Here is a 2,969-nt window from a genome sequence, read left to right on the forward strand (position 1 = left end):
GACGGAAACTGGAACCTACGGTGACCCACACCAACGGCTCCCGGTTGTCCGGCAACCACCCCCGCCACAATGTCCCGGGGAACAACCGGGACACCCAATATCCCGTTGGAATCATGGGTGTCCCGGATCAGCATCCCGGATCAGCCACCCAAGCTCAGCCCATTGATTGAACTTTACCGGGCCTCTGCTGCCTCATCTTCCCGTATGGAAGACCGCCTCGATATCAACTGAACAACCGGGGCACCTACAATGTGTCGGGATGTCCGGGGCGCGACAACTTGCAACGGCAACGGGAAAAGTTGGCTCAGCGTCACCCAAATCGGCCAGAATCGATGTTTCCGGGCATACCGAAGCGCGCCATTTGACGAGCGAGCGGGCGATTTTCGGAGGCCGCCCTTGCCTCGGCAACATCCGGGACACCCACTATCCCGTTGGAATTGTGCGTGTCCTGAAACTTGCTGAAACTACTCCACCCTGTTTCGTCGTGCGCTTTAGAAACACCTTGAGGATCCGCCACTTGACGTTTCCACCCATCGCCGGCGGCATGAGCAGTACGCCGCCCGGAGCCGTCAATCAGGCTTTGGATCGGACCGAGCGCGTACAACGCTGGGTGGCCGCACTGTTGACGGCGTTGCTGCATGTGCTGCTCGCACTCTTTCTGATGTCGCCGCCTCCACCGATCACGATGACCACGCCGCAGGGCCAAGCGGGTGGCAGCGCAATGGAAGTGTCGCTGCTCGACGAGCCGGTCAGTCAGCCGCCGCCCTCGCCTCAACCTGTGCACCGCAAGCCGGTGCGCCCCAATAAACCCAGGACATCGCGCGCAATCGCGCCCAGACCGCCCACGCCGGTCGTGCAGTTGTCCGACACTTCAGACACCCCGACCGTACTGCCCATCACCGATCCGGAGCCGCCCGAAGAGCCAGACGAGACCGCGGAGCGCCCTGAGCAAGCGTTTGGACCGCCACCTGGATTCCGCAGTGAGAACGCCCGCGCGAACGCCGCACTGGCCGCCAAGCTCGGCAGAAACCGCGGGCGCAGCAACAATGCGGCCCCCGCCGGAACCAATATGGGAATAGATGGCTTCAACGTGTATTACAACCTGGCCGACGAAGACCGTTTGCGTACCTGGCGCAACCAGGGCATCACCGAGCTCTTTCTTCCGTTGCCCGGCACGTTGCGACGCATGGTCTGCCCGCTCGAGGTAGCGCTGCGGCGTGGCTCCGGCAAATGTCGCATGGTCGAAATGGATTCACCGGAACTGGAGTTCATCGGCGACGCCCGCGAAGTCATCGATATCCAACGGGTCTACCGCCTGGGCGAAGAGGTCTGGAGCGGACCGGGGTCGTATCGCTAGGCCGTGCGTTCGCCACCGCGTACGTCTACGAGTACACGCATGATTCGCTGCCGACAAGCTAGCTGGATGTGGAATCCTGCATGTCGCGCTTCGCCCCGCTTCTTGCGTCCGGTGCTGACTTGCTCAGGCCTTGTGTTCACTCTGCGCAAGCACCACGCCACCGCGCTCGCGCTGTTTGACTTTGTACAAGGCAGCATCTGCCTGAGCCAACCAGGCGTCTGGCGACGATACGGACGCATCAAATATTGAGACACCCGTACTCCAGGTCAGCGGAACCGCTGAATTTTCGAATACTGCCGTGGCTCGGATACGGTTCTTCACACGATCGAGGAACACGTGCGCAGCGGGCTCGTCCGCCTGATCAAGCAATACGGCAAACTCGTCGCCTCCGTAGCGGGCCGCAATGTCTGCTTTCCGAATTTCGAAATTCAACGCGCTACCCATCGCTCGCAACACGCCATCTCCCGCTGCATGCCCGCTTTCGTCGTTGATCTGCTTGAAATGGTCCATGTCGAGGAACAGTAACGCTGCTCCCGCGTTTCCGTGGCCCGACCGCAATGCGGCAAACTTCTCGCCCAAGGCAGACTCGAATGCACCGCGGTTCTTCAATCCGGAGAGCGCATCGGTCTGAGACAGCATGTGCAGCGCATCACGACTTTGCTGCAGGTCATTTGCCATGCGCCACATGGTCCATGCGAATGCAGTGAGGTACAGAACCACGAGTAGCATGGTCGCTGATTGCACCAGCAAGCTGGAGGCCGGGTGAAACTCGAATGGCAGAAAAACAGCGCCAACGACGAGTCCTGCCACTATGGCGATGCAACCTTTCGCCAGGAGCCCCACACCGCCCACCGACAAGTTGTTCATCGCAAGCAGCGTGATGCCTATCGCACTGGGAACAATGCTGAAGCCGATGGCATAGAGGGCAAAACTGGTCAGCGCTGCATCGATCATCAGATTGATTTTCTCTGCACGCCCTGACTTTCCTGCCCGGGAGGAATGCAGGTATGCGAGGTGTGGCCAGGCAAAGCCACCTATCAAGGTCAGCATCCAGACCCAGGTCGGTCGCGCCTGATCATGCAGTGCAGCGCCAATCACGAGCGCACCCAAGCCCAGGCCAAGCACGCGCGGAATGTAGATCTGTCGTGGAAGTCGAGGGGCGTTGAGCATGCGAGCGGTTGACGATTTGAAATTCATGACTATTGAAAATCTCGATGGGTCAACCGTCTGCGTGGGAGGCGCAAGAACGTATGGTTAGCGCAATGCGGGGCTGGTTCGACTAGTAACTGGAACCCTCACTATAACAACCGGGACACCCACGAAGTGAGCGGCCGCTATCTGGCGAACAACGAACAACCGAACGAACAATCGGGACACGCACAATTCGCTTTCGATCAGCTGCCGGGGTACAGGGCAGTTGGAAACAGCGGAGTTGATCTGAGAGGCGGGTTGAAACGATTGATTCGGGATACAACCGGGACACACCCTATCCGGTCCCGAATGCCTGGCGGACGTCATGAGTATCCCGAATGAGCCCGGATGAGCCTATGAGGTCGGTCTCTGAACCGAATGGCACTGACTTAACGACAATCCGCACATTTCGTCATCCCGG

2 protein-coding genes are annotated in these 2,969 nt (G+C 59.6%); one reads left to right on the forward strand and one right to left on the reverse strand.

All coding sequences use genetic code 11. The annotated features are described in order from the left end of the window. Nucleotides 1-517: 517 nt before the first annotated feature. Nucleotides 518-1,357, forward strand: a complete 840-nt coding sequence (locus tag WBP53_RS12350) for a type II toxin-antitoxin system RelE/ParE family toxin (protein WP_423929351.1) — start codon at nucleotides 518-520, stop codon at nucleotides 1,355-1,357. A gap of 123 nt (nucleotides 1,358-1,480) precedes the next feature. Here the strand turns inward: WBP53_RS12350 and WBP53_RS12355 are convergent, their stop codons facing one another. Next, the gene (locus tag WBP53_RS12355) at nucleotides 1,481-2,554 is read right to left on the reverse strand and encodes a diguanylate cyclase (protein WP_423929353.1); all 1,074 of its coding nucleotides are present in this window, start codon (nucleotides 2,552-2,554) and stop codon (nucleotides 1,481-1,483) included. Between the last annotated feature and the right edge of the window lie 415 nt (nucleotides 2,555-2,969).

Origin of the sequence: Dokdonella sp. (genome assembly GCF_049593775.1) — a bacterium.
Lineage (GTDB): Bacteria > Pseudomonadota > Gammaproteobacteria > Xanthomonadales > Rhodanobacteraceae > Dokdonella.